At 66.4% G+C, this 18,346-nt stretch carries 21 protein-coding genes; 11 read left to right on the top strand and 10 right to left on the bottom strand.

What is annotated here, in order from left to right; all coding sequences use genetic code 11:
• Nucleotides 1-13: 13 nt before the first annotated feature.
• The 3 genes from ACFSKW_RS24835 to ACFSKW_RS24845 form a co-directional block, all read right to left on the bottom strand.
• Nucleotides 14-541: a DUF305 domain-containing protein gene (locus ACFSKW_RS24835; protein WP_379574794.1), complete on the bottom strand. Its 528-nt coding sequence runs from the start codon at nucleotides 539-541 to the stop codon at nucleotides 14-16.
• Nucleotides 526-1,368, bottom strand: a complete 843-nt coding sequence (locus tag ACFSKW_RS24840) for a lytic polysaccharide monooxygenase (protein WP_379574795.1) — start codon at nucleotides 1,366-1,368, stop codon at nucleotides 526-528. Before ACFSKW_RS24840 ends, ACFSKW_RS24835 begins: the two co-directional genes overlap by 16 nt.
• Before the next feature lie 200 nt (nucleotides 1,369-1,568).
• On the bottom strand, nucleotides 1,569-1,751 hold the full coding sequence (locus tag ACFSKW_RS24845) for a hypothetical protein (protein ID WP_379574796.1): 183 nt from the start codon (nucleotides 1,749-1,751) through the stop codon (nucleotides 1,569-1,571).
• Here ACFSKW_RS24845 and ACFSKW_RS24850 point away from each other — a divergent pair.
• Both ACFSKW_RS24850 and ACFSKW_RS24855 read left to right on the top strand, forming a co-directional pair.
• Nucleotides 1,750-3,012, top strand: coding sequence for a sensor histidine kinase (locus ACFSKW_RS24850; protein WP_379574797.1), 1,263 nt, complete (start codon nucleotides 1,750-1,752; stop codon nucleotides 3,010-3,012). The genes ACFSKW_RS24845 and ACFSKW_RS24850 overlap by 2 nt on opposite strands.
• The gene (locus ACFSKW_RS24855; RefSeq protein WP_379574798.1) at nucleotides 3,009-3,680 is read left to right on the top strand and encodes a response regulator; all 672 of its coding nucleotides are present in this window, start codon (nucleotides 3,009-3,011) and stop codon (nucleotides 3,678-3,680) included. The genes ACFSKW_RS24850 and ACFSKW_RS24855 overlap by 4 nt, the downstream gene beginning before the upstream one ends.
• A 28-nt stretch (nucleotides 3,681-3,708) precedes the next feature.
• On the opposite strand, the gene ACFSKW_RS24860 is transcribed toward ACFSKW_RS24855, so the two are convergent.
• A complete protein-coding gene (locus tag ACFSKW_RS24860) occupies nucleotides 3,709-5,022 on the bottom strand; it encodes a serine hydrolase domain-containing protein (protein ID WP_379574799.1) in 1,314 nt (437 codons plus the stop codon).
• Between the two features lie 314 nt (nucleotides 5,023-5,336).
• Here ACFSKW_RS24860 and ACFSKW_RS24865 point away from each other — a divergent pair, with 314 nt between their 5' ends.
• The 3 genes from ACFSKW_RS24865 to ACFSKW_RS24875 are packed head-to-tail and all read left to right on the top strand — an operon-like array spanning nucleotide 5,337 to nucleotide 7,614.
• The gene (locus tag ACFSKW_RS24865; protein ID WP_379574800.1) at nucleotides 5,337-6,470 is read left to right on the top strand and encodes a CocE/NonD family hydrolase; all 1,134 of its coding nucleotides are present in this window, start codon (nucleotides 5,337-5,339) and stop codon (nucleotides 6,468-6,470) included.
• Nucleotides 6,374-7,054, top strand: coding sequence for a CocE/NonD family hydrolase C-terminal non-catalytic domain-containing protein (locus tag ACFSKW_RS24870; RefSeq protein ID WP_379574817.1), 681 nt, complete (start codon nucleotides 6,374-6,376; stop codon nucleotides 7,052-7,054). Before ACFSKW_RS24865 ends, ACFSKW_RS24870 begins: the two co-directional genes overlap by 97 nt.
• The gene (locus ACFSKW_RS24875; RefSeq protein WP_379574801.1) at nucleotides 7,054-7,614 is read left to right on the top strand and encodes a TetR/AcrR family transcriptional regulator; all 561 of its coding nucleotides are present in this window, start codon (nucleotides 7,054-7,056) and stop codon (nucleotides 7,612-7,614) included. Before ACFSKW_RS24870 ends, ACFSKW_RS24875 begins: the two co-directional genes overlap by 1 nt.
• Nucleotides 7,615-7,727: 113 nt before the next feature.
• On the opposite strand, the gene ACFSKW_RS24880 is transcribed toward ACFSKW_RS24875, so the two are convergent.
• A complete protein-coding gene (locus tag ACFSKW_RS24880; protein WP_379574802.1) occupies nucleotides 7,728-8,471 on the bottom strand; it encodes a DUF6193 family natural product biosynthesis protein in 744 nt (247 codons plus the stop codon).
• A gap of 282 nt (nucleotides 8,472-8,753) precedes the next feature.
• Between ACFSKW_RS24880 and ACFSKW_RS24885 the strand changes: the two genes are divergently transcribed.
• Nucleotides 8,754-9,782, top strand: coding sequence for a hypothetical protein (locus tag ACFSKW_RS24885; RefSeq protein WP_379574803.1), 1,029 nt, complete (start codon nucleotides 8,754-8,756; stop codon nucleotides 9,780-9,782).
• Between the two features lie 151 nt (nucleotides 9,783-9,933).
• Here the strand turns inward: ACFSKW_RS24885 and ACFSKW_RS24890 are convergent, their stop codons facing one another.
• A complete protein-coding gene (locus ACFSKW_RS24890; RefSeq protein ID WP_379574804.1) occupies nucleotides 9,934-10,338 on the bottom strand; it encodes a hypothetical protein in 405 nt (134 codons plus the stop codon).
• A 299-nt stretch (nucleotides 10,339-10,637) separates the two neighbouring features.
• Here ACFSKW_RS24890 and ACFSKW_RS24895 point away from each other — a divergent pair, with 299 nt between their 5' ends.
• The 3 genes from ACFSKW_RS24895 to ACFSKW_RS24905 all read left to right on the top strand — a co-directional run bounded on the left by ACFSKW_RS24895 (nucleotide 10,638) and on the right by ACFSKW_RS24905 (nucleotide 12,469).
• Nucleotides 10,638-10,919 (top strand): tyrosine-type recombinase/integrase, encoded by a 282-nt coding sequence (locus ACFSKW_RS24895; protein WP_379574806.1) that lies wholly within the window; start codon nucleotides 10,638-10,640, stop codon nucleotides 10,917-10,919.
• A 697-nt stretch (nucleotides 10,920-11,616) separates the two neighbouring features.
• On the top strand, nucleotides 11,617-12,093 hold the full coding sequence (locus ACFSKW_RS24900) for a lamin tail domain-containing protein (RefSeq protein ID WP_379574807.1): 477 nt from the start codon (nucleotides 11,617-11,619) through the stop codon (nucleotides 12,091-12,093).
• Nucleotides 12,094-12,151: 58 nt separating this feature from the next.
• Nucleotides 12,152-12,469, top strand: coding sequence for a hypothetical protein (locus ACFSKW_RS24905; RefSeq protein ID WP_379574808.1), 318 nt, complete (start codon nucleotides 12,152-12,154; stop codon nucleotides 12,467-12,469).
• A gap of 180 nt (nucleotides 12,470-12,649) precedes the next feature.
• On the opposite strand, the gene ACFSKW_RS24910 is transcribed toward ACFSKW_RS24905, so the two are convergent.
• Nucleotides 12,650-12,934, bottom strand: coding sequence for a CPCC family cysteine-rich protein (locus tag ACFSKW_RS24910; RefSeq protein WP_379574809.1), 285 nt, complete (start codon nucleotides 12,932-12,934; stop codon nucleotides 12,650-12,652).
• Nucleotides 12,935-13,171: 237 nt separating this feature from the next.
• On the opposite strand from ACFSKW_RS24910, the gene ACFSKW_RS24915 reads away from it, so the two are divergent.
• On the top strand, nucleotides 13,172-13,573 hold the full coding sequence (locus ACFSKW_RS24915) for a hypothetical protein (RefSeq protein WP_379574810.1): 402 nt from the start codon (nucleotides 13,172-13,174) through the stop codon (nucleotides 13,571-13,573).
• Here ACFSKW_RS24915 and ACFSKW_RS24920 read toward each other — a convergent pair.
• Nucleotides 13,545-14,072, bottom strand: a complete 528-nt coding sequence (locus ACFSKW_RS24920; RefSeq protein ID WP_379574811.1) for an SMI1/KNR4 family protein — start codon at nucleotides 14,070-14,072, stop codon at nucleotides 13,545-13,547. The genes ACFSKW_RS24915 and ACFSKW_RS24920 overlap by 29 nt on opposite strands.
• 760 nt (nucleotides 14,073-14,832) lie before the next feature.
• Nucleotides 14,833-15,435: a transposase gene (locus ACFSKW_RS24925; RefSeq protein ID WP_379574812.1), complete on the bottom strand. Its 603-nt coding sequence runs from the start codon at nucleotides 15,433-15,435 to the stop codon at nucleotides 14,833-14,835.
• Nucleotides 15,436-15,822: 387 nt separating this feature from the next.
• On the opposite strand from ACFSKW_RS24925, the gene ACFSKW_RS24930 reads away from it, so the two are divergent.
• Entirely contained in the window at nucleotides 15,823-16,956 is a 1,134-nt protein-coding gene (locus ACFSKW_RS24930; RefSeq protein ID WP_379574813.1) for a hypothetical protein, read from the top strand.
• Between the two features lie 405 nt (nucleotides 16,957-17,361).
• Here the strand turns inward: ACFSKW_RS24930 and ACFSKW_RS24935 are convergent, their stop codons facing one another.
• Nucleotides 17,362-18,174: a hypothetical protein gene (locus ACFSKW_RS24935; protein ID WP_379574814.1), complete on the bottom strand. Its 813-nt coding sequence runs from the start codon at nucleotides 18,172-18,174 to the stop codon at nucleotides 17,362-17,364.
• Between the last annotated feature and the right edge of the window lie 172 nt (nucleotides 18,175-18,346).

The raw sequence follows: 18,346 nt of genomic DNA on the forward strand, positions 1-18,346 counted from the left end.
CCTGTTCCTTCTTTCAGGGCTTGGGGGCGGGGCCGAGGAAGGTGAGCATCTGGTCGATCTGGGCCTTGCGCGACCGCTCGACCTGCCTGGCCCATTCCTTCACCTTCGGGTTCATCCCGTTGTAGACCTCGACCCTGGCCATCTGGATCGCGTCATCCTGGTGCGCGATCAGCAGGTTCACCAGGTCGTTCTCGTTCTTGACCGCCGCGATCCGCTCCCTGTCGGTCTCCGGCAGCCCGCCGTGCCCCGCGTGGGCGTCCGAGGGGGCGGTCAGCGGCTGGTCCCAGTCGGTCAGCCACTTGGTCATCGTGTTGACCTCGGCCGTCTGCGTGTGCTCGATCGCCGCCGCGAGCGTCTTCATCTCGGCGGTGGTGGCCCTGCTGCCGGCTAACCGTACGATCTCGATGCCCTGCTTGTGGTGCGGGATCATCATCTGCAGGAACATCACGTCGTCGGCGTTGACCTGCTCCCGCGGCTGCTCGCCGCAACCCGCCCCGAGGAGCAGGGCCGCGGCGAGGGCTGCGATCAGACGCGCTTCCACAGCGCCGGGACGTTGGGCGGCTCCCAGCCGGCGATGGCCGTGTGGGGCTGCAGGCACTCGTAGGACAGACCGGCGTAGGTCACGCGGTCACCTCCCTTGTAGGCCTTGCCAGCCTGCCAGGTCCCCGCGGGCACTGTCGAGGTCGGCGTCGGCGTCGGGGTGGGGGTGGGCGTCGGGGTCGGCGTGGGAGTGGGCGTCGGCGTGCCGCCGCCTCCGCCGAAGTCGACGTCCGAGCAGGTGTAGAAGGCCTCGTTGCTGCCGACGACGCGCTGCCAGATCGAGTAGAGGATGTGCCGCCCCGAACGCTGCGGCAGGTTGATCGTCCAGTTGGTGAACGTCGTGGGGTTCTGGTTGTTGAACGTCTTGATGTGCACGAGGTCCGACCACTTCAGGGGCATGGTCGGGTTCCACCCGTCACGGGTGATGTAGAACTCGAAGTTGCTGTTGGCGTGCGGTGCCGTGGCGTGGTAAGTGAGCGTGAAGCTGCCCGGCCGTACCGTGGTGGCGGGCCAGTCGGCGCGCTGCAGGTCGAGCCCCCTGTACTTGTCGCGGCCCGCGCTGCACAGTTTCCCGTCGGGGATGATCTCGCGGTGCCGGCCTCCCGCTTCGAGGAGGGAGACCTCGTTCCAGTCGTAGAACGCCTGGGTCCCGGCGGCGGCGACGGCGGCCTTGCAGGCGGCCGACTTGGGCGACTCCGGGCCTTCGTTCTTACAGACGTAGACGCGGCTCGGCGGGTTGGACATCGTGCCGTGGGCGTTGGCGGCGCCGGCGGGGAGGAGGACGAGAGCGGCTGTTCCTGCGGCTAAGGCGGCGGTTCTCTTGTTCACGGGAGCTCCCGGGGGTGTTAACTAACAGGAAACCTTCCTAAGGATTAACTGTGCGACGGCCCCCGCGCAAGGGCCCCTGTCAGCGACATTTCAGATGAAGGAGAGGGCCTGGCCGGCGTTGTACCGCACGATGTCCGCCATCAGACCGTAGAGAGCACCTGAGGCCCCCACGATCCTCGTGAGGGCCTCAGGAAGGGAGGTCACCGCAGGGCGTAGGCGCGGATCACCTCCTGCGAGAGCGTGTTGCCCGCCTCGTCGGCGGCCTTGACGCGCAGCGACACGAAACCCGACGACGGCTGGTCCAGCCTGGCCCCTGCAGCCCCTGACAGCCGCGGGTGCCCGCCCTCTGAGCAGCGCGGCAGGCGTTCTACCGTGAGACTCATGAGCTACGTCGACTCGATCGCACGGCGGCGGGTGCCACCGGCCGCCGTCGACGTGGCGCTGGCCCTGCTCGTCGTCGCCGGGGGACTCGCCGTCCCCGGCGACGGCCCGGACACCGCCGGCCTGCGCGAGCCCGACCTCTGGCGGATCCTGCTCGTCCTGCTGTCCGGCATGCCGCTCGCGGTGCACCGCCGGTGGCCCCTGCCTGTCCTGCTGGTCGTCTCCATCGCCGTCGGCGCGTTGCAGGCGTGGCACTACCTGCCACCGCCTGCCGGCCCCCAGGGAACCTACATCGGCGTGCCGTACCTGGCCATGGCCGTCGCCGTCTTCCTCACCGCCGTACGAACGCCGCGCCGACCCGCCCACATCACGGCTCTGGTCGTGATCCCTTCCGTGGCCGTCGCCGAGGCGCTCATGGTGCCGGGTCACCGCATGGCCGCCGCCGTCACGATGACCATCCTGCTCGTCGCGGCCTGGGCCCTCGGCAGGCTCTCCAGAGCGCGCAAGGCCATGGCGCGCGAGGCGCTCGATCGAGCGGCCGCCCTGGAACGGGAACAGGCGGCCAACGCCCGCGCGGCCGTCACGCGGGAACGCACGCGCATCGCGCGCGAACTTCACGACATCGTCGCCCACAACGTCAGCCTCATGGTCGTCCAGACCATCGCCGCCGACCGGGTCCAGGACCGCGACGGGGCCAAGGCACACGAGCTGCACCGGACGATCGAACAGACCGGCCGGGCAGCCGTCACCGAGCTGCGACGCCTGCTGGATCTCCTGCGGACCGACGACCAGGAGGAGGAGGAGGAGGACCCGACGCGGGAGCCGCCCCAGCCCACCCTGCGGGAGATCCCACGCCTGGTGGAGACCGTACGAGCGGCCGGACTGGACGTCGAGTTCTCCGTGACCGGCGACGCCGCGACCCTGCCCGAAGGCACGGAACTCGCCGCCTACCGCGTCGTCCAGGAAGCCTTCACCAACACGCTCAAGCACGCCGGGCACACGCGCGCCAGGCTCAGCATCACCTGGGAGCCGGACCTGCAGCTGACGGTGAAGATCTGCGACGACGGACGGCAACCTGGGCACGACCCGCCCAGCGGGCCGCCGGCCGCCGCGGGAAGCGGCCACGGCCTGATCGGCATGCGGGAGCGCATCGCGGCCGTGGGCGGCACACTCCACGCCGGTGAGCGGCCGGGCGGCGGGTACTGCGTCCACGCCACCATCCCCGTGTCCGGCCCGCACGACCGAAGGAAGCGAGCCACATGACGGCGATCCGCGTGCTGCTGGTCGACGACCAGCCCATGATCCGCACCGGCTTCCGGCTCATCCTCGAAGCCGAGCCCGACATCACCGTCGTCGGAGAGGCAGGCGACGGCCAGAGCGGCGTCGACGACACCCGGGCGCTGCAACCCGACGTCGTGCTGATGGACGTGCGCATGCCCCGCATGGACGGCGTCGAAGCGACACGGCGCATCGTCGAATCAGGCTCGGCGAGCCGCGTCATCATCCTGACCACCTTCGACCTCGACGAACACGTCCACGACGCCCTGCGGGCCGGCGCCAGCGGCTTCCTCGTCAAGGACGGGCCTGCCGACTCCCTGGTGGCGGCCATCCGTACGGTGGCCGAGGGCGACGCGGTGATCTCGCCACGAGTCACGCGCAGACTCCTCGAGCGCTTCGCGCGCCTCGCCGAGCAGCCCCCCGCCCCGGCGCCCCGCGGCCTTGACGCCCTGACAGCGCGGGAACTGGACGTCCTGCGCGCGCTGACCCGCGGCCTGTCCAACGTGGAGATCGCACAGGAACTGCACGTGAGCGAGGCGACCGTCAAAACGCACGTCGCGAACATCCTCGGCAAGTACCAGCTCAGGGACAGGGTGCAGGCCGTCATCCTCGCCTATGACACCGGGCTCGCCAGGCCCGCCGCCGGCCGCTGACCCACCGCCGGTCGCGGACCCACCGACCTCAAGCCGCCGCCGGGCTCGCCAGGCCCGCCGCCGGTCGCTGACCTGCCCGACGCGGCAGGCCCTTCGCGAACGCGGCGACGCCCGCAGGCCCGCGAAACCGCCGCTCATCGCGAAAACCGGCGCGGACGACCTGCATGTCCATGCTGAGCAGCGCCTTCAGCGCCTTGCCCCCGGCGATGTGCTCCTTCTCGGTGTCCGCCATGGAGTTGATGGACACCGTGACCTGGCGGCTGCCGTCGGCGAGCGTGAAAGCGTGCGTCGTGAAGCCGGGAGTGCCGCCGGTGTGGCCGTAGGCCGTCCCGAACAAGGGGTTCTCGAGCCGGGCGATGCCCAGCCCGTAAGGCTCGCCGACCCCGAGTGTTCTGGCTTCCTTCATCTCCCGCATCAGGCGCCCCGGCAGGAGATACCCGCCGATGAGCGCCTTGAAGAAGGTGTTCAGGTCATGCGTGGTCGAGATCATCGCGCCTGCCGTCCAGGCCCAGGACATCCCGGACTCGGTGACGTCGACGTACGGGGAATCGGAGCCGTGAAGGCGCATGTAGGCATGGGCGTGCGGGCCCGGGATGCCGGTCGAGGTCGCAGGGAAGGACGTCCGTCGCAACCGGAGCGGCTTCACGATGCGCTCCACGATCTCTCTCCTGGCGGTGTTCCCCGTGCTCTTCTCTATCAGCATGCCGAGCACCACATAGTTGGTGTTCGAGTAGCCGCCGGCGGTACCGGGAGCGAAGGCGGGCTCGTGCCGGTTGGCCTCGGCGACCAGCTCCCGAGGCGTGTAGCGCTTGAACCGCGTGTCGTACATCCCCTGCAAGCCTCCGGGCCAGAGGCTGTCGGTGTAGTTGAACAGTCCGCTGCGGTGGCTCAGCACGTGCCGCACGGTGATCTTCTCCCCGTTGGGAACAAGACCGGGAAGGTGCCGCTCGACCGGATCGTCGAGATTCAGCCTGCCCTCCGCGACGAGCTGGAGCACCGTGGTGGCCACGAACGTCTTGGTCACGCTTCCCACCCGGAACATGCCATCGGCCCGCGGTGGCTCGTCGCGGCCCAGCCGGCCCTTGCCGCTCCGCCCGGTCCAGACGCCGTCGGCGTCCCGGACCTCCGCGATGACCCCCGGCGCGCCCGACGCAACGATGTCATCCAGCACCTTCTGGAACTGGGCGCCGTTCCGGACGTGATCCTCGCGGAACGCGGGATGGCGCGCCTCGACAGAGGCGGCGGCGGGACCGGCGGGAGCGGCCGAGGCGGCCGAGGGCGCGGCCGCCGAAACGAACAGGGCCGCTGCCGTGAGTACGCCGGCGAGCGTGGACAGGCACATGGTTCTTCCTTCGAGCCGAAGTGGTGGTGTCCTCTTCAGCCTGGTCGCCGAAACACCGTTCCTCCTCGACCACGCGGACCACTTCCGGCCTCGGCCGAACCGGCGAGAACCTCGCGGCCTCCCCCGAAAGACGGACAACCCGAACGGATGAGAAACCTCGCCCCAGGCACCTGGTCGACCACCGCAGCACGCGTGACCCGACCTGGTCCACCGCAAGCAGCCCTGCCCGGCGAAAGACCGCACACAGTCCACTGCGGCCGAGGTATAGAACGGTTCCGTTTCGTAGCGCTACGGAAGCGTTCTATAGTGCCGTCATGCGTCCTCCCCGATCGACTCTCGACGGCCCCCAGTTCGCGGGCTGGACATCGGACGCGGCGGTGCGGCCGCGCTATCGGGTCCGCACCGAGCCCGACGTGAAGATCCCCCTGCCCGACGGCACGGTCCTGGTGGGGGACCTGCACCGTCCTGTCACCGACCAGCCGCAACCGGCCCTGCTGGGCTGGAGTCCGTACAACAAGGACCTCATGCCCACCGGGGTCCCCGCACCGTTCAACGAGCCGGGCGACGTCACCTACCTGGCCAGGTGCGGATACCCGGTCGCGGTGGTCAACGCCCGCGGGACGGGGCGCTCCGGGGGCACGCTGCCGCCGGAGATGTTCGGGCCGACCGAGATGGACGATCTGCGGGCGACCATCGCGTGGCTCGCGTCCCGCCCGTGGTGTGACGGCCGCGTCGCGATGACGGGGATGTCGTACTTCGCCATCAGCCAGCTGATGGCCGCGGGACACCGGATCCCGCATCTGGCCGCGATCGCCCCCTTCGGTGCCGCGACCGACCTCTACCGGATGCTGGCCTACCACAACGGCACCCAGACCTCCGGGTTCCTCGGCCGCTACATCGCGATCAACGGCGCGGCACAGCGGGCGCGGCTACACCCGGTGCTGCGGCACGCGCTCGGACATCTCGTCGGCACCCGTCCCGCCCAGACCGCGATCCGGGCGGCGATGGCACGGGCACTCCCCCAGCTGACGCGACGGCTCCCTGTACCAGGACCATGGCTGCGCCGGTGGTCCGCCTATGCGCTGGACGCACCCCTGGACGGCCCCCTCTACCGGGATTCCTCGGCCTGGCCCCGGCTGCCCGACATCGACATTCCCGTGCTGATCGGGTCCGAGTGGAGCATGGTCGGCCTGCACCTGCCCGGCGCGTTCGACGCCTGGCACGCGGTGACGGCCCGAAGAAGATGTTCATCGGGCCGCGCTGGACCCGCTGGCCGTTCCTCCGCTACCAGAAGGAGATCGTCGCCTTCTACGATCACGTCCTGCGGGGCGCCGACAACGGCTACGCGGCGCTGCCCGCCGTCCGGTACTGGCTGCACGGCGCCGAGCGCTGGGAGAGCGCCGAGGACTGGCCGGTGCCCGACGCCCACCCATGGCGGCTCCACCTGACCGGCGACCCGCAGGCCGGGCTGGCCTCCGAAGCCGGCGAGCAGGCGATCGAACGCAGTTGGGCGGCCGTCCCACCGGGTATGCAGTACCCGGGCGCCTTCAAGGACGGTCACGTGGCCCGGTACCGCACCGCGCCGCTGCCGATCGACACCCATCTCGTCGGGACCGCCCATCTCACGCTGCGGATGACGAGCACGGCCATGGACACCCACGTACAGGTCAGGCTGAGCGATGTCGCACCGGACGGCCGGCCCACCGTCATCAGCGTCGGATGGCTGGCGGCCTCCCACCGTACCGAGGACGAGGATCGCACCACCTCCAGCGAGATCGTGCACGACCACACCCGACCGGTGCCGCTGGTTCCCGGCGAACCCGCCACCCTCCGGCTGAGCCTCGCGCCGTTCGCCCAACTGGTCCGGGCCGGGCACCGGCTGCTGCTGGAGATCGGCAGCGACCCGCGAAGACTCGCCCCGCCCGCGTCCGACTATGTCTACTTCGGCATGGCGGGCCCGCCGTATGCCGCCCGCAACACCGTCCTCCACGGCAGCAGCCTGGAACTCAGCGTTCGTGGGGAGACGCCGTGATGACCGAACCCGACCCCCGCATCGCCCACACGCGCGACCGCGTCCTCCGCGCCGCCCTCGGCCTGCTGGCCGAACGCGGCGCCGGCGGCCTCACCATCGAAGCCGTGGCCCAGCGGTCGGGCGTGGCCAAGAGCACCATCTACCGACACTGGCCCGGCCTCCCCCCACTGATCCTGGACGCCTTCAAATCAGTCGACCCGGTCTTCCCGAGCCGTCCGGTCACCGGGAGCGTCCGCGAGGAGACCAGGCTCTTCCTCACCGCGCTGGGCGACACCATCACCCACGCCCCCTGGGCGACGCTCATGTCCACGCTCGTCGACGCCGCCGAACGCGACGCCGACCTGCGCACCCTGCTCGCCGACTTCATCGAGCAGCGGCGGGCACCGCTACGCGCGATCATCTCCGACGCCACAGAACGCGGACAGCTCCCGAAGGACACCGACCCCGGCTTCCTCGCCGGCCTCCTCGGCGGCGCCCTGTTCTACCGTCGCCTCGTCAGCCACGAACCGATCGACGACGCCTTCATCGATCAGCTTCTCGACCAGTGCCTCCCGGGCTAGCCCTCGCGCCAGGACAATGTCGGCGATCTTCGCGGACGAGGTTCAGGCCAGGGGCGTGCGGCAGCCGCCCTACCACTCTTCGAGCACCTGCTCAGATTCCGCTCACGGCCGCGTTACGGTGCAGAGAGGAAATCGTGGGCGGTCCCTTCGACCGCTGGTCCGCATCCGGCTGGAAGGCCGGCCACCACCAAAGCGATGGCCTCGTCAGCGCTGTCGACTTCACCTATGTCGACGCCACGGGCAGGCCCAGAGACTCGGTAGCGCCCGTTGCTCAACGGCTCAACGAACGGGATGTTCCATACGTACGGGTAGCCCGTACACATGCTGAAGTGGAGGGACCAGTGGCTCAAGACCGGCAAGAGCTGCCGGAGCTGAGATCTTGCGTGAGCCGCCTCCACCAGAGCATGCGCTCCCTCAACAGGACCGTCCCGAGCATCCTGACGGATCAGGCACCACCGCACTGCGACCATGTCGGCCGGTCCCCGCTCATGGGCATAGGCGATCTCGCTGATCTCCACGAACGGTGCCGTCCGCTGAATCTCGGAGAGCCGGCCTCCATGCCGCCACACACTCGCAGCTCTGGCAACCTCCCGGAGGTCCGGTGTTGCTCCAGAGACAAGCTGGACGCCTCGGCTCCACCCATCGACAATGAACCACCGCTCGACGGCGCCGCGCGTGATCGCAAACGGATCACGCCCAGCATCGGCGCTGGCCACAGCCGCCCATCCGAGTGGATCGGAGTCGCTGCTGACGATACTGCCGAGATCCACCCCATGTTCGGCAGCGACCGCCTCCAACGCCGCAGCCAGACTTCCCGCAGACTCCACGTCCGGATACAGCTCAGAGTCGCCAATCACACGACATGTCTGACGGAAAGCGGACAGCACGTCATGACGGCCAAGGTGCGGATGCACGGCCGACAGGATCCGACGCCGGAAAGGGCGGAGACCTCGGCAGCGGCTTCCCGCCCTGGTGACGCGGTGGGCACGGGTCAATGCCATGTGATCGCGTGAGGCCGCGGAGCTGTACGAGCGATGCCGGCGATCGGCTGACACCGTCGCCAGAAAGCGGCCCCGCTCAGTCGACGGTCATTCGCTACCCTGACCCCGGATTGATCATTTCCGGGAGAGGGTGCCGTGATGCGGGAACCCGCGGCAGAAGCGTTATCCCCCGTGGCGGCAGCGCTGCGCTTCGGTGCGGTTCTGGCCGCGGCCGGACCGGTGATCCTGACGGTCTTCCGGGTCGGTAGGCAGGGCGTCGGCTGGTTCTGTTCCGGGATGGGTTCCGCTCCCCCTTCGGGTGAAGGCCCCTACGCGCTGGAGTACGTGCCGGGAGAGTTGCTGTTCTGGGGCGTTCTCCTGCTGCCGGTCGTCGTGGTCGGCCTTCTCCTGCGCGGGTCGCGTCGGGCCGCGCTCGCCGCCGTCGCCGCGGTCAGCGCCGTGCTCGCGTTCGCGCTGGTCACGGCGTTCTACCTACCGGGTCCCGACCCATGCACCGGGCAGGAACGTGCGGTCATGCTGCCCTGGCCTCTGATCGTCTGCTATCCGGTGGCCGCAGGGGCGCTGCTCCTGACGGCCAGGTCACCCCTGCCTCGGAGACCATACGGGATCATCCTGTGGGCAGGCGCCGTCGGCGCGGCGGCATGGGCGGCGATGTTCCACCGATGGACGGTCACATACGACACGTTCATGGCTGGCGTCGTCTATCTGAAGACCCCGGAGTACCCCTGGGACGGCCTCGCCTGGTGGTCCGGTGAAGCCAACACGATCGGCTTGCCGGTCGTACTCGTCGCATTGGCGGCGGCCGCTAGAGTCACCGCGCCCACCCGATGGGGACGGCTGGCGGGCACCGCGGCCGCGGCCGCCCTTCTCCTCTTTCCGCTGCTCGACATCGCGACGTGCGCCAGCCAGTACAGCGGCGACTTCGAGATATCTTTCGCCGATTCGGTACGGTGGCCGCTGCTTCTCGCGGCTGTCCTCGTCGCGTCGGCCGCTTGGAGCCCCGAGGTGCGGATCTCCTGGGCCGGGACCGTCCGTCTGGCGCGGAGCCTGATTCGCGGACAGTCGAAGGACGTGCTTCCCGGCCGGGTGAAAGAACTCGCCGTCGCCGCTGTGATCGCGGTTGCCGGCATCTGGCTGATCGTCTCGTCCTTCACGCCGACGCGGTAGGAGCACAACGACCGGTCCCGCGGTCCGGAGCGGTATCCGCGCCGGGAGCACTTCATTACGAGAGACGGGAATCGCGAGGGCTCCGGTGGGCGGGTCTGCCCCCAGATCTCCGACCAGATCCGGGAGCGCAGCCGCGCAGGTCGGCATCCCGTCAAGCGGCGTCGAGGGCTCCGGTGATCTTGCGGGCCATCTCGGCCATGGTGGGGCTGGGCACGCCCTGGTGGGTCTGGGCGCCTGCTTCGATGGCGACGATGAGGGTGCTGCGGAAGTTGTCGGCCTCTGCCGGATCCTGCTTCTTCAGCAGGCTCATGGCCGCCGTCAGGGCCGGCAGCACCTGGTCGGCGAGTTCGGCCACGGTCTTGCCGTACTTCACGCCCTTGGGCGCCTTGGTGATCACGTGCCCGACCAGGCCGGTCGCGGAGGTCAGGGCGATGGAGCCGTGGGTGGCGACCTTGTGGGCAGAACCGGCGGCGCCGGCGGCGGACATCAGCGAGACGGCGCCCCACGCGGCGATCTGCAGGGTGAGCTTGTCCTGGTCGGTGAGGGTGACGGACATGGTGGCGTGCTCCTTCGAATCCGAAAGTCAAGGGAACGGACGGATGGTGGACTGCGGCCCTGTTGCTGCCAGGGGTATCGAGATTGCTCAGGTCGGGTCGCCCGAGGCGATCTCACCCGGCCTCGAGGCCGCAATCGCTGAACCGTTCATGGCATCCACGATCGCCGACCGCTCTGATATCGGGCCGTTGCCGTCCTGACGCGGCCGCTGACACGACACCGCATGGTCGACCGCGACCGGTCAGCTGGGTCGAGGACGTCCGCGAGGGGGTTCAGTGGCGGGCGGGAGGAGCGACAGGGGTGGATGCCACGCCACTCGACGCGTCCAACGTCCGGCGGGCGTTCCGACTGATCGTGAAAGGAGCGGGCCTCGACCCGTCCGAGTGGTCACCCCGGGAACTGCGGCACAGCTTCGTGTCACTGCTCTCCGACAACGGCATCCCGATCGACGAGATCTCCCGGCTGGTCGGTCACAGCAGCACAGCCGTGACCGAGCTGATCTACCGCAAGCAGATCCGCCCGGTGCTCCAGGGCGGCGCGGTGGTCATGAACCGCATCTTCAGTCATGATCCGGAACGGTAGTCACGCACTTAGTCACGCAGAAGGCCCCCACGATCACGTGAGGGCCTTCTGACCTGGAGCCGCCTTCGGGATTCGAACCCGAGACCCCTTCATTACGAGATTCTTCATGGTCGTCCAGCGTCATCCGCCACTGCCTCCGTGCCCTGGTCACAGCCACCCACACCTGTCCGCACGTCCACCATCGTCCGCGATCGTCCGAGACCGTTGTTAGCAACCGCGTTAGCAAGGTCTCGACCTCCGCCACGTCATCCGATGGCAAGAGGACCCGCACCGCAGGGCCGTCAGGCCCGAGGAGCGGAAGCTCGCGGCAGGCTCCTCTTCAGCACCCCGCATCAGGAGTGCGATCGTTCTTCAGCTTGGACTGCGGCTATGACCCGCTGGTACGACATTCAGAATGATCAACTCATTCTTGATCATTCCGCAAGTACTCCGCAAAGATGGAGCCGTTCGACGTGCTCGGGATCCTTTCATTACGAGCCCACGGCAGGTCCCAGGTCGGCGTTCGACGACGTGGAGTGTGAGGCCTCGCGAATCGCGCAGACCCGTACTGGACCTACGCCGACGCCCTCACTCCTCGATCCGGTGGGGGCGTCGTCACGTCCTGGCGTGCCAAGGAAACTGAACCCACATGCCAACCTGCACCGCAGGCCAGCCGTCTCACATTTGCCCCATTTCTCACATACTGAAGGATCTACCGGTGCGCCCTCTCTCCCCGGCTCTGTCCGCTGCTGCTTTGGCCGCGGTGCTCGTCCCCGTTGTGCCGGCGCAGGCCGCCGCGCTCCCTGCGGTCCAGTTCGTGAAGATCTACTACAACTCGCCCGGGTCACCGGACAACGGGGCGAACAGCAGCCTGAACGGCGAGTGGGCGCAACTCAAGAACACCACCCGGAAGGCGATCAACCTCAAGGGGTGGACCCTCCGCGATAAGACGTCTGCGTCGGATCACGTCTACACGTTCGGTACGTTCACCCTCGACGCTGGGAAGACGGTCACGGTGCGGACCGGTAAGGGTACAAACACCTCGACCATCCGTTACTGGGGTCGATCCGGCGGGACGCTCGCTTACATCTGGAACCAGGCCTCGGACACGGGGTACATCCACAACCCGTCTGGAAAGCTCATCGACTCCTGCTCGTACAACAACTCCCGGGTCGAGTCGGTCAACTGCCTGTAGCCGTACAACGCCAAGAGTCCTCGCCCGATCCCGCTCACCCGGTGGTGGCAGGAAGGCGGTGCCTCCTCATCGGTGGGAGGCACCGCCTTCTGCTGGGCCATCCCGCTACCTGCACCATGACGAGCGCATCCATATCGCCGACCGGGTAAGGGAGAAGGCGTCGATCCGCGAGATTCCGCTGACAGATCTCGGCCTATGGTTCACCCGCAGCGACACCCTCGGCGATGGCATCGCGCTGGCCGCTGCCCGCTGCGGGCCCGTGGGTATCGACTTCGAGCGCTACCGAGAGCCGGTTCCCGAGGGCGAACTACACCTCACCGACAACGTCCAGGTGATCGACCGAGACGGGCAGATCCGGTCGGCTTTCTGCTGGTGACGGCATCGAGCAAGCATGAGCGTCATGGCCTACTCAGCATCTGATCCGTAGCAAAATTGGAGATGTCCACAGGCGTCCATTGGTGACATGAGCACCTATTCAGAAGGGGTGTTCGGCATCGGGTGCTGCACGCCTGTCTATGGTCGTCCAGGCCTGTCGTTAGCAACGGTGTTAGCAAGATCACCCGGTGGGATGCTCGTCAGGGCGAGGAGGACGGACGTGGGGTAGGTCCTGTCTGCGACTCGCGCCGAACTCCGCGAAGTTTCGCCGTCCTTGCGTAAGGCTCAGCTCGTAGTTCGGTCCCCCGCGAACTTCGTTGGCATCGTGGTCGTCCTGTCCATCGTCCTCCCAGAAGCAGACCGGACAGATCTCGTACCCGCCTCGTGTCGCAAGGGTGAGGAAACCGCAACAAGGACACGGATACGGCTCGTCTCTCCCGGATCGATGAACGCTTACGAACTCCATCCGGACACCGTAACGTCAGCCTGAAGGCGCCGCCGACTGCTGTACCTCCCACGGAGCGAGGCTGATCACGCGTCAGCGTCAGGCGCCGGTCGGTGCGGGTGACGTACGACTCGCCGGGGAGAAGCGACCGCCCAGAGGCCGTGGTCGCGGGCGTCACCTTCTTCTCGGGCAGGCGCGGGAATGCGGAGGATCGTGGTCGAAGGCCGGCGCTACTCTCCCGGGAATGACCGTTCGTCGATGGCGCTGATCGCGATACCAGCTTCATCGAGTGTCTGCTCGATGCGACGGTGCGCACTACCTGCGCGATTGGTTAAGGCCGATGACACCCTGTGCCGCCTGGTCACGCACCACTCCTGCGCGGTCAATGAGGCGCTTAACCGCAACCTCTTCGACGCCTTCACCGCCGAGTTCGACGAGGAACGCCCGGAGCGGGTCAACGCGCTGACGTACTGCGATATGACCACCGGCCCCGACGATACCCACCGCGACGTCTCCGAGCGCCTCGCCGAGATCCACTCACGCTACGGCCCCGAGCATCTCGTCTCCCGCTCGATCACCGCGTCAACGCCGTGCATTCTGGCCGCCGTCAAGGCGGTGGAGTCCGCGATGATCAGCTCGCATCGGGTTGGAAGTCCTTAAATCTGTCCATGTCACTAGCCATGAGGTCGAAGAAGCTGCGATAGCGCTCGACTCCCGGCAGCCACGCGGCCGCGAAGCACGCTTCCCATTCTCCCGCCGGGCTGATGACGTGCGGGTTGAGGAAGAAGTCGCCGTCGTCGAACTGTCCGATCAGGATGGAATCGGGGAGGTATTCGGGGCGGTAGAACACGGAATCCTGGTCATCGCCGTAGACGAAGTAGTCCTCATCCGATGCGCTGTCGATCGGGTAGAGGGGATTGGGGTCCGTCAGTTCGGCCAGCCATGGGGCGAGGGCTCGCACCCGCCCAATCTCGTGGACGGGCCGGAAGATGCCCTGCCCCCACCCGTTCGCGATGCGGAGGAAGGCGCGATAACTCGGCGGGAGGCGTATCCCGAGACGTTCCTCCTGCTCGGCGATGTTGGCCTCGCTTGCGCCTATCGCCGGGAACCGCGGTGCCTGCCCAAGAAGTTCACGCCATGCGTTGTCGGTGTCGCTCATGGCGGAGACCCTAGCGATCACATCTGACATGTCATCCGATGTACGGCAGGCCGGTTCTGCGGCATGCCCTGGCAGGAGGTAGAAACCCTGGTCGGGCCGTTCCCCGATCGCCTGCACGACTCCAAGCCTCGCCGATGGCGGCCCCGTCTCTACTTCTGGGACGACCTTGAAATCCCGATCTGCCATGGGCTTGTGAACGATATCGGAGTGCCCCTGTGGCGTAACACGGTTGCCTTCCCCACCGCACTGTCCGGCTGGGAACGAGCCGTCCCCGCTCGACTCAACCTGCCAGACGTCCTCGACGCCCTGGACACGGCTGGATGTGATCGGGAAGAAGCCCCTGACATCGTCGTAGGTGACGAGGCCCGCCGTACCCGAACCCGCCGACATGACGTCCGCCTTGTCTCCGGCCCCGAGCGCCATTCAGGAGCTCAGCGCCTGCACAAGATCTACAAGTCGGACCACCAGATAGACTAGAACGATCATTCGCTACGGCAAGGGCTAACCACCCGATGAAGCGACGGGGGATGTTGCTGTCACCAGACATCAAAAAGCCCCGAACGATGATCCGCTCGGGACGTTTCTGCTGTTCAAAGCTGGTGGTCAGGGGCAGGGTCGAACTGCCGACCTTCCGCTTTTCAGGCGGAGCAATCACCCTGCTCGGGCGATCGAGACCGTGCTCAGCCGCGTGTGGACGGTGGCGCAGATGCGTCGGCATGTGGGGACGTTGCTGTCAGTGCTGCTGTCATCTCTGCCAAGGTCACCCGGTGGCAAGACCCGACGGAGGAGGGCCTTGCCGGCGATCGCCCCAGCCCGTACGACGGGCACCGAAGTCCGCGATCGTCACGGCTTCAGCCGCTGTGCCGCCTTCTGATCCGTAGGAAGGTTGAGAGCGTCCACAGCCGTTCCATGCCCGCCTCCTGATCTGCTGCCGGACCGCCGCGTCGTCCCGATCGATCCAGGGCAGTCCAGAGCCGCTGTTACACAGGTTGAATTCGTAGGGTCGGTCATGTCTTTGCCGGGTATCGAGGGTGAGCTCGGTCTGGGTCAGGCAACCGGTGAGCAGATGAGGCCGGTACTGGATCTTCTTCAGCTTGCGTTTGACGATCCGGACGGGTCCAGGCAGGTCGGGGACGGCGAAGTTGGCCAGGGCCCGGCGCGGTAGGGACCGGACGCCCTCGACGGGGATTAGCTCGGGTGCGTAGGCGGGTAATTGGACGATGCGCAACCAGTCGGCGTGCTCGGCGGCGAACTCGGTGAGCTGGCCGGTCAGGTGCACGTTCAGGTTGTCCCAGCACCAGACCAGTGGCGCGCCCCCAGGCGCTGGTGGGTGGCCACGATCAGGTCCCGGTAGTCGATCCAAGAGAACGTCTTGGGCTCGCCCTTGCGGCCGCGGTAGATGTGCAGGGTGTAGAGCGCGGGCGTTCGCCGTCCCGGTAGGCCACGACGCCGGCCATGTTGACCCGGCCAGAACCCCTACCGCATACCGTCACCACCACGGGCGCCGACCGGCGCCCAGGTGCGGCCCTTCGGCGCCTCAGCCCCTGCCCGGCCTCGTCTGAGGCCTATGAGGCGAACGTCAGCATATAGTCGGTCGTGCGCCATGTTGGGATGCGCTCCTGTTCTCGCCTGCGCGCTGGACGAGAGACTTGGATGTCGCTGTTGCCGGCTCCCAGACGTGTAGATTCGGTCAATCTGCAAAAATCTCACTTGTCCTGTCGAGTCTGCTGGAATCCGCTAGCATCGCAGCGTGTTGCCCAAGTTCGAGTACGCGGACTTCAACAAGTTCCTCGTCAGCGTCGGGGCTCTCTTGATTGCTGCCGGGCTTGCTATTCCTATCTTCTTACTTCAAGAGAAGACGGTGGCAGGTACGCCGGAGAAAAACTTAAGAGAGCTGACGCCCATCGGTAAACAAATATTCTCGGCGCAGCAGGAGCAGATCCGTTGGCTGCTCAGCTCATGGCCGTATATCTCTGGAGGCCTCGCAGTTGCTGGTCTACTTCTGATCGCCTGGGGCGGTTTCAAGTGGTGGCAGAGGCAGAAGCACCTTGTTCTTCGGGAAGAAGCCGAATTGGGCAAACTCAAGGCTGAGAAGGAGAAGCTCGACGCCGAGAAGGAGAAGCTCGACGAAGAAGTAGCTCAGATTGTTAAAGCGAAGTTGGAAAGTCCTGAAGAGGCTAGTGAGTCGGTAGAGAGAAAGGCCGAGGAGGTCGTTGAAGAAGTATCCGTTGATCAGCATGCCGCGAGCGTGAATGGGCAGGCGTCTCCTCCTCAACCGCGGAGTGATGTCTCGGCAAACATAGCTAGAAATGCACGCGCATCCATAACTCGACACTATGTCGACGCTGAAGATGCAGCTGTGAAGCTCGTCACCCGTCTGATGGGGCGAGATGGCGAAGCCTTCCAAAATGTCAAGCTTGGTAAGGCGGCACGTGTGGACGCGGTGGCTATCGGACCTCGTCTAAATCTCGGAATAGACGTCAAGCTCCTTACCGAGTCAAACTGGCGTCTTAATGTGCGGAAGCGCGTCCTCGACGCATTGAAGTTCTCGCTCGACATGCAGAATCTGTCGGAGAAGGAGTATGGTCGCAGGTTGCGGCCGCTTATAGTATGGGCGCTGCACGCTGAGCCAGGAGCGGTGGTTGAGGATGACGTCCTACATGCCGCAGCGCACAGACTGGCAGCGGAATTCGAGCCACACCTCCGCACCTTTGAAGAGCCGCCACTGTTCCTTATCGCCGACTCTCAGAAGCTTCGAGATCTGCCTGATGCGTCCGACCAGGATATACGGATCATGGAAAACTGGGCGAGGGGGCCTAGGAGCTTTATCTTGACGGTTCCGTCGGAGGGGGCTTACTCGGCCATGACGCCTCTAACGGCTTGAATCGCGCTGGCCCCTGGCGCCACGCGGAGTCACGCCGTTGGTGGCTGCTGCTTCTCCTCGGCGCTGCACGATAAGGACCGTCACTACGGACAGCATCACGCAAAGACCGATGGCCGGACCGACGAAGTCGGTTCGCGGCAGCGATCGCCCCAACCGCCAGTGCCGGTACCGAAGTGAGCGATCGTCGCGGCCCGACCAGTTCGATGCGAAGCCACTTGATCGCGGTCTTTATCAAGCTCCTTAGCCGGACTGAGCTGTGTAAACAGTCTGGTGAGGTCCATAGACGTCCACACTTGTACGCCTCGGTTGTCACGCAGTTGGTCACTCAGCAGCGCGGTGGTCAAACGACTGCACAGCCGCAGATCGGGCTGGTGTCAGAAGCTTCCAATCTCCCGCTCGCCCCGATCACATGAGCTCGTGGATGCTCTGAGGAGATGGTCGATAGGGCGAGCGGGTAACGATGAATGATGGCTTGCCGCGCACACCCCAAGTGAGTGCGTCTGGGTCATCCTTGGGCCTCGGCTCCAACGCCCAGTCATATACACCTATCCGGATTTCCCATCCACTAGGCGGACTGTGGCGGTCCTCCGCCGCGTAGTCCACTCCATCGCCTTCTTGAGCAGCCCACACGCGCAGGGAGGCCGCAGGGCCGCGGGACCAAAGCTCATCCAAATTGTTCTCGGCCCACAGCTCTCGCCAACGTTCGGTCCACGCACCGATAGTCGTTTCGAGAATGACGGCCCCGCCAGGCGGTACTCGAACTCCACGATGATCGCTTATGGGCTCGGGAAGAGGATCAGGCCATAGCGGAGTAGATCCGCCTACACATGACCATGAATCGTCCATGACGATGGTGCGCGTGTCCTCGTTAACGAGGATGCCTCTGACAGGAGCTTCGAGCCAGTTCCCCTCGAAATCCGCCTGATTGGCGAACTCGAATATGTACTGGTCGCAGATCTCCTTTCCGAGGTAGGTGAGCCTCCCCCCCTGGGAGCGCTCCAAGCTGACGTAGACCCTTACACGTCCGGAGTCGGCTTCGGTTCGCGCCTGCTGAACGGCCGCAAGCTCATCGGCGTCCGCGCTTCGAGCAGCTGCATGGGCAGAGTCGGCAGCAGCCTTGGCCGAATGCACCGCAGCGATTGCGGATCGACGAGCATATAACAAGGAAGCTACCGCGATGATGGCAGCAACGATCGCGATCACATCGGAGGTGGCCACGGGTTCAATCGTAGGTGCGCCAAGCCTGCCAGAACTACTCATTGAGCCCATTCCATCGTGACGCCGCTGGCCACAGGCGTGTTACGGAATCGCCACTGCTGACCCACACGTAGAAGGCCCCTGGTAGAAGGGTTGTCGACCAAGATCAACCATCACCAGAGGCCTGTGTGCT

This window comes from Nonomuraea mangrovi, from assembly GCF_042681425.1.
Lineage (GTDB): Bacteria > Actinomycetota > Actinomycetes > Streptosporangiales > Streptosporangiaceae > Nonomuraea > Nonomuraea mangrovi.

Coding starts and splice junctions, on each gene's coding strand:
- ACFSKW_RS24850 (WP_379574797.1), top strand. CDS start 1,750: ATGAGCTACGTCGACTCGATCGCACGGCGGCGGGTGCCACCGGCCGCC.
- ACFSKW_RS24845 (WP_379574796.1), bottom strand. CDS start 1,751: ATGAGTCTCACGGTAGAACGCCTGCCGCGCTGCTCAGAGGGCGGGCAC.
- ACFSKW_RS24855 (WP_379574798.1), top strand. CDS start 3,009: ATGACGGCGATCCGCGTGCTGCTGGTCGACGACCAGCCCATGATCCGC.
- ACFSKW_RS24860 (WP_379574799.1), bottom strand. CDS start 5,022: ATGTGCCTGTCCACGCTCGCCGGCGTACTCACGGCAGCGGCCCTGTTC.
- ACFSKW_RS24865 (WP_379574800.1), top strand. CDS start 5,337: ATGCGTCCTCCCCGATCGACTCTCGACGGCCCCCAGTTCGCGGGCTGG.
- ACFSKW_RS24875 (WP_379574801.1), top strand. CDS start 7,054: ATGACCGAACCCGACCCCCGCATCGCCCACACGCGCGACCGCGTCCTC.
- ACFSKW_RS24885 (WP_379574803.1), top strand. CDS start 8,754: ATGCGGGAACCCGCGGCAGAAGCGTTATCCCCCGTGGCGGCAGCGCTG.
- ACFSKW_RS24890 (WP_379574804.1), bottom strand. CDS start 10,338: ATGTCCGTCACCCTCACCGACCAGGACAAGCTCACCCTGCAGATCGCC.
- ACFSKW_RS24910 (WP_379574809.1), bottom strand. CDS start 12,934: ATGGAGTTCGTAAGCGTTCATCGATCCGGGAGAGACGAGCCGTATCCG.
- ACFSKW_RS24915 (WP_379574810.1), top strand. CDS start 13,172: ATGGCGCTGATCGCGATACCAGCTTCATCGAGTGTCTGCTCGATGCGA.
- ACFSKW_RS24920 (WP_379574811.1), bottom strand. CDS start 14,072: ATGAGCGACACCGACAACGCATGGCGTGAACTTCTTGGGCAGGCACCG.